This window comes from Streptomyces anatolicus, assembly GCF_019400875.1.
In the GTDB taxonomy this organism is placed as follows: Bacteria; Actinomycetota; Actinomycetes; order Streptomycetales; family Streptomycetaceae; genus Streptomyces; species Streptomyces anatolicus.
In genome coordinates this window covers 1-6,496 of the sequence record NZ_WMBF01000363.1, presented here as the reverse complement: position 1 = coordinate 6,496, position 6,496 = coordinate 1, and the positions used below count along the sequence as shown (strand labels likewise).

The window sequence follows — 6,496 nt, the reverse complement described above, 5'->3', positions numbered from 1 at the left end:
GGGGTGGGCGGCGGCCTGGGGGACCCGAGAAACGTAAGCCCATACGAAATGCGGCCCGGGGTAGCGACCCGGACGGCGCGCGTCCGTGTCCCCCATTCGCGGTAACGTGACGCGTGATGAACGCGAAGTCTGAGGCGCAGCCGCCCGCCGTATCCGTGATCATGCCCGTCCTCAACGAGGAGCGGCATCTGCGCGAGGCCGTCCACGCGATCCTGCGTCAGGAGTACGCGGGTGAGATGGAGGTCGTCGTCGCCCTCGGCCCCTCCACCGACCGCACGGACGAGATCGCCGCGGAGCTGGTCAGGGAAGACCCGAGGGTGCATACGGTCCCCAATCCGACGGGGCGCACGCCCGCGGCGCTGAACGCCGCGATCAAGGCCTCCCGTCACCCGATCGTGGTGCGCGTGGACGGCCACGCCGCGCTCTCACCGGGCTACATCACGACCGCCGTCCGCCTCCTGGAGGAGACCGGCGCGATGAACGTCGGCGGCATCATGCACGCCGAGGGCCAGAACGACTGGGAGCACGCGGTCGCCGCCGCCATGACGTCGAAGATCGGCGTGGGCAACGCCGCCTTCCACACCGGCGGCGAGGCCCAGCAGGCCGAGACGGTCTATCTGGGCGTCTTCCGCCGCGAGGCCCTCGAGCAGCAGGGCGGTTACAACGAGGAGTTCATCCGCGCCCAGGACTGGGAGCTGAACTTCCGCATCCGCGAGGCCGGCGGCCTGATCTGGTTCTCGCCCGACCTGCTCGTCTCCTACCGCCCGCGGCCGAGCGTGAAGGCGCTGGCCAAGCAGTACAAGGACTACGGCCGCTGGCGGCACGTCGTCGCGCGCTACCACGCGGGCTCCATCAACCTCCGCTACCTCGCGCCGCCGACCGCGCTCTGCGCGATCGCGGCGGGCCTCGTGGTCGGCGCGGCGCTCACGCCGTGGGGCTTCGCGATCCCCGGCGGCTACCTCGCGGCGATCACCGCGGGCTCCGTCCCCGCGGGCAAGGGCCTGCCGCTGAAGGCGCGCCTGCAGATCCCGGTGGCGCTGGCGACCATGCACATGTCGTGGGGCTGGGGCTTCCTCACCAGCCCGCGCTCGCTGGCCAGGAAGGTCATCGCCTCGCGCCGCCCGGCCGTCCTGGGGGAGACCCAGGAGGCCTGACGGCTCGCGGCGAGGGCGGCTACCAGGTGAAGTCCGGGTCCACCTTCATGCAGGCCTTCTTGTCGGAGCCGCTGAGCGCGTCCGCCGACTCCGGCGTCCTGTCGTCCTTCTTAGGCGCCTTGGGCGGCTTCTCGCCCTCGCGCCAGTCGGCGCCGACGACCAGCGTGACGCCGGAGACGTCCGTCGACTTCTTCACCGAACTGAGCGGCAGACCCAGCGACTTGGCGACCCGCTGGGCGTCGCCCTCCAGCTCGGCGCTGGGATAGCGGATGACCGTCCTGTCCTCGGTCAGGATGGTCGTCGTGTCCGGGGTCGCCTTGGTGAAGCCCTTGCCGGTGAGGAGCTGCGCCACCGTGTTCGCCCGGCCGGACGCCGGGGGCTCGGTGGCGGTCCGGGTGCCGTTCTGGACCTGGATGCCGATCTGGGCGTCGTCGGCCGCCGGATCGTCCGACAGCTTCTCCTTGGCCGGCTTCTTCCTGCCCTTCCCGTCCAGCGGGATGTCGTCGCGCACGAGCCGGAAGAGCTGCTCGGCGTCGCCGGGCTTGGGGATGACGCGGGCGCCGACGTACTCGAAGGGCATCGTCGTCATCGTCGTACGCGACGGGGGAACCTTCTTCAGCTCGTTGCCGAGGTCGTAGAGCTTCTTGATGGTGCCGAGGCCGTCGTCGACCTTGAGCGCGTTCGTCGCCTCCTCGGCGAGCTTGCGCAGCTGGTTGGGGCTGGTAAGGCCGGTGTTCTCGCGGAGCTTGCGGACCAGCGCGTTCATGTACATGTGCTGGGCCTTGGCGCGGCTGATGTCGGTGCCGCCCTCGAAGCCGTAGCGGGTGCGCAGCCACTGGAGCGCCTGCTCGCCCTGGACCTCCGTGGTGCCCTTCTTCAGCTTCAGACCGGAGCCGTGGCCCTGGTTGTCGCGCGAGTGGATGTTCTTGTCCACGCAGACGGGTACGCCGCCGATGGCGTCCGCCATGGAGACCACACCCGCGAAGTCAACCATCATGAAGTGGTCGATGTGGATGTTGGTGAGCTTCTCCCAGGTGGCGACCGTGCAGCCGGGCCCGCCGCGGCCCAGGGACTCGTTGGTCATGTTCCGCGGGCCGGTCTCCGGATAGACCTTGCCGTCGTCCGGGTCGGTGCACTTGGGGATCTGCAGCAGGGTGTCGCGCGGCATGCTGATCACCGACATGTTGGTGCGGTCGGCCGAGAGGTGCAGCAGCATCTGGACGTCCGCGAGCGGCGGTGAGCCGAAAGTGTTCTTGGCGCCGCCGAGCTTCTGGTTCTCCTTGGAGTCCCGGGCGTCGGAGCCGATGAGCAGGATGTTGAGCGGCGTCTGTCCCGCGGCGTTGGGCGTGGGCTCGGGGGCCCGGTGCTCGCCGAGGTTCAGGTCGTCCGTCTCCAGGTTGCCGTTGAGGTGCTGGTAGTACAGGTATCCGGCGCCGGCCGTGCCGAGTATCAGTACCGAGAGGATCGTCGCCGACCAGCGCAGGACGCGGCGCTTGCGGCGCGGCGGGCGTCCGTTGCCGCCCGACTTGCGCCGTCGCCGGTGGCGGCGAGGGCGCGCCGCGGAGGGCGTGGCGGCGTCCGCCGAAGGCTCCGACGGCCCCGACGGCTCCCCGGGGGGTGCGCCGTCCTGGTGCGGGCCGCCGTCCCAGCCGTGATCACTTGCGTGCGGGGCACGCCGCCGCGCCCCCTCCTTACGCACGCTGTTCTGCCTCATCCCCAGCCCCTCCCCGCCCCATTCCCGCAGTGCGGTCGCTCCGCGACGCCTCGGTGCTTCTGCCCTCGGCGCGTTGTTAGACGCGAAACGACCGCTTCAGGTCACTTGGCGCACACAGTCTTGTCGGCTTCGACCTTCTGGACCCCGTCCGGCGCCTTCGACGGCGGGGCGATGGGCACCCCCGCGCCCTCGAAGTCACCGCCGAGCGTCAGCTTCACGGCCGGGAGGCCCTGTGCGTTCTTCTCGCTCTTGCCCGGCTTCAGGGCGGAGGCGGGCAGGCCCATGATCTCGGCGAGCCGTCGGGCCTGGTCCGCCTGGGCCGGTCCGTACTCCAGCGTGGTCTTCTTGATGACCGAGGGCGCGTTCCCCTGCTGGCTGGACTTGAGTACACCCTCAGTGTTCTGCAGCCAGGTGAGAGTTGTCTGAGCGGCGCCGGTCTTGCCACTGCCGTTGTAGATGTCGACCCGCACGTCGGAGGGGTCGGCCTTGGGGCCCTTCAGCCGGGCGGCCACCGCGGCCTTCTCCTTCTTCTCCTTCTTCTTCACCGCGGTCAGCGACTGGTCGGCGCGGAGCATCGCGAAGAGCGGGTCGGCCTTGGGCGGGTCGGGCACGACCGTGACGGGGGTCTTCTCGGCGGGGTTGTCCTTGACCGGCAGCGTGGCGAAGGTCAGGTTCTTCATGTCGAGCTTGCCCAGCTCCATGCCGAGGTCACGGAGTTTCATGATGTCCCCGATGGTGGAGTCGACGGTGAGCGCCTTGGTGCCGGCCTCCGCCAGGGAGAACATCTTCTTCGGGTTGGTGAGGGTGTCGCTCGACTTCAGCTTGCGCATCAGCGCGCTGAGGAACTGCTGCTGGAGCGCGATGCGGCTCAAGTCGCCGCCGTTGCCCACCGCGTGCCGGGTGCGCACGAACGCGAGCGCCTTCTCGCCCTCGATCGTGTGCTTGCCCTTGGGCAGCTTCAGATGGGACTTGGGGTCGTCGATGTCCTTGGCGAGGCAGACCTCCACACCGCCGACCGCGCTGGAGAGCGTCTTGACCGCGTTGAAGTCGGCCACCATGAAGTGGTCGAGCTTTATCCCGGTGATCTTCGTGACCGTACGCATCGTGCAGCTCGGCGTGCGGTCGTTCTGGCCGAGGCTTTCGTTGAAGCGGACGTTCGTCGACCCCTGGATGGTCTTCTTGCTGCCGTCCTTCATGGTGGTCGGGCAGTCCGGAATGTCCGTCATCATGTCGCGCGGGATGCTCAACGCGGTCGCGTTCGTACGGTCCTTGGAGACGTGCAGCAGGATCGTGGTGTCCGCGTGGCCGAGGCTGCCCTCGTCGCCGTAGCCCTTGTTGCCGTCGCCGCTGCGCTTGTCGGTGCCGATCACCAGGATGTTGATGGCCCGGTCCTTGCTGAAGCCGCCGGTGCCCGCGCCGTCGTCGTTGATCGACGTGATGTTGTCATTGAGGTGCTGGTAGTACAGATAGCCGCCGACACAGCCGGTGACCAGCAGGAACGCCAGGGAGCCGCCGGTCCACACCAGGACCTTCTTGCCCTTGGACTTCTTCGGCCGCTGCTTGCGCCTGCCGCTGCCGGACGGCTCCGGCTCCTTGACGCGGCGCCTGCGCTGCCCGGGCACCTCGCGGCGCTCGTCGCGCTCGCCCTGGCGCGGGCGCTCGCGGTCGCGCCCCGGCGCGGGGCGGCCGCGTCCTCCCCGGCGGGGGGTGTCGGCCCTGCGGGGTCCTGGCACCGTCGACTGTCCTTGCCCTGCGGAGGGGCTCAGTCGCAGTTCGTAGTCACCGGTGTCCGGGTTGAGTACCCACTGGTCTGCGGGGTCGATGTTCTCAGCCCGCCCACGGCCTTGCGCGTCCACGGTTGTTTGCGTCCTCCGTCGGGGCCACGCGGCGCCTTACCCCCTCAAGAAGGCGCTCGGTCAGTCGTTCCAGCGGTGCGCGGCCGAGAGGGCCCGGCGCACCGGATCGCTCACACTATCCGCCCAGTTCAGCGCCCGACGACGCCGGTGACAAATTCCACTCCCCTACAACTGGGCAATCCGCCCTATTTCTTAGTCGAAGGCGGCCTTCCCTTGAGGATCGCTTTACTCGCAGGCGGCCTCGGCCGCGGTGTTGCCCCGGAATGTCGGAGCGGGTGAGGGCGTATGGGAAGGGTCGTCGGGCTTCCCGTCGCTGTCCGCCTGCTCGTGCCGCACTGCCGGCTTCTCGGGCTTCTCGGGGATCACCTGGACCGGGCTGTCGGTGCGCAGACGGGTGAAGAGCTGTTCGGCGGCGGGTTCCACCAGCTCGTCGCGGTTCGGGTCGTAGGTGTACGACTGCCGGGGGACGGTGAGGAACTGCACCCGTTCCGTGGGGATGTTGCGCATGCCGCGCACCAGTTCGTACAGGCCGCGCAGGCTCGCCAGGGCCGGGTCGGTCGTCAGCGAGGAGGTCGCGGCGTCCAGGACGGGGTAGAGCTTCGCCGGGTTCAGCAGGACGTCATTGCTCTGCACCTTGTTGACGAGCGCGCCGAGGAACTCCTGCTGGCGGTCCATCCGCTCGGTGTCGCTGCCGTTGCCGAGGCTCTTGCGGGCGCGTACGTAGCCGAGGGCCTGTTCGCCGTTGAGGGTCCGGGGCCCGGGGGCGAGGCGTACGTGGGCGTCGTCGTCGTCGATGGGCGCCTTCAGGCACACCTCCACGCCGTCCACCGCGTCGACCATGTCCTTGAACCCGGCGAAGTCGACGACCATGTGGTGGTCGACGCGGATCCTGGTGAGCTTCTCGACGGTACGGATCGTGCAGGCCGTGCCGCCGAACTCGAACGCCCAGTTGAACTGGGCGAACTGGGCCCGCGTCCGTGATCCGTCCGGCCTGCGGCAGCCGGGAATGTCGACCATCAGATCGCGGGGGATGGAGACGGCGGTCGCGCTCTGCCGGTCGGCGGCCAGGTGCAGCAGGATCGTGGTGTCCGAGCGCTGGGTGCCGGGGTCCCTGCCGTACTTCCGGTTGGCGGGGCCCGCGCGCGTGTCGGAGCCGATGAGCAGGATGTTCTGGGCGTCGTGCACGAGGGGCGTCGGCCGCTCCTTCTCGAAGCGGGCCAGCTCGGCGGCGGCGTCGGTGTCCTTGGTGATGTTGCCGTTGAGCTTGCGGTACGCGACCCAGCCGGCGCCGCCCGCGACGAGCACGAGCATGGCGACCCCGAGGGCGATCCCCCGCAGCCAGCGCCGCCTGCGCCGCACCGCCCCGGCCCCACTGGGGCTGGCGCCCGCGCCGGGTCCGTACGTCGCCTCGGGACCCGGAGTCTCCTCCGTCCCGGAACCCGAGCCCGCGGTGTCGGTCACGTGTACGTCCACCCCTCATGGCTGCGTAGGTCCGTTTCATACGTCCCTTACGACCATGGCCCGCCCCGCGACGAGGGGCCTCTGGGCCACCCCCCGACATAGCCCAGTCGAGTGACAACCCGGAGCCTCGTAAGGGGCGCGAGGAACTGCGCGCCCAGCCGCGACGAACCCGCAGCGAAGCACCGGCGGAGGCGCCCCAAAGGGGCGCGGGGAACTGCGCGACCAGCCACAACGAACCCGCAGCGAAGAACCGTCGGAGGCGCCCCGCCAGAGCCCGCCTACCGAACCGTAAGAGCCACCCGCTCATCCAG

At 69.8% G+C, this 6,496-nt stretch carries 4 protein-coding genes; 1 reads left to right on the top strand and 3 read right to left on the bottom strand.

Annotated elements, in window-relative coordinates:
- Positions 1-116: 116 nt before the first annotated feature.
- The gene (locus tag GKQ77_RS24840; protein ID WP_219691161.1) at positions 117-1,154 is read left to right on the top strand and encodes a glycosyltransferase family 2 protein; all 1,038 of its coding nucleotides are present in this window, start codon (positions 117-119) and stop codon (positions 1,152-1,154) included.
- A gap of 19 nt (positions 1,155-1,173) precedes the next feature.
- Here the strand turns inward: GKQ77_RS24840 and GKQ77_RS24835 are convergent, their stop codons facing one another.
- The 3 genes from GKQ77_RS24835 to GKQ77_RS24825 all read right to left on the bottom strand — a co-directional run bounded on the left by GKQ77_RS24835 (position 1,174) and on the right by GKQ77_RS24825 (position 6,185).
- Positions 1,174-2,868, bottom strand: coding sequence for an LCP family protein (locus tag GKQ77_RS24835; RefSeq protein ID WP_219691160.1), 1,695 nt, complete (start codon positions 2,866-2,868; stop codon positions 1,174-1,176).
- A gap of 101 nt (positions 2,869-2,969) precedes the next feature.
- Positions 2,970-4,724, bottom strand: a complete 1,755-nt coding sequence (locus GKQ77_RS24830; RefSeq protein ID WP_219691159.1) for an LCP family protein — start codon at positions 4,722-4,724, stop codon at positions 2,970-2,972.
- 225 nt (positions 4,725-4,949) lie between these two features.
- Positions 4,950-6,185, bottom strand: coding sequence for an LCP family protein (locus tag GKQ77_RS24825; protein ID WP_219691158.1), 1,236 nt, complete (start codon positions 6,183-6,185; stop codon positions 4,950-4,952).
- Between the last annotated feature and the right edge of the window lie 311 nt (positions 6,186-6,496).

What these genes read in the sequence shown, in the direction of transcription:
- GKQ77_RS24840 (WP_219691161.1), top strand. Translation starts at nt 117, where the DNA reads ATGAACGCGAAGTCTGAGGCGCAGCCGCCCGCCGTATCCGTGATCATG.
- GKQ77_RS24835 (WP_219691160.1), bottom strand. Translation starts at nt 2,868, where the DNA reads ATGAGGCAGAACAGCGTGCGTAAGGAGGGGGCGCGGCGGCGTGCCCCG.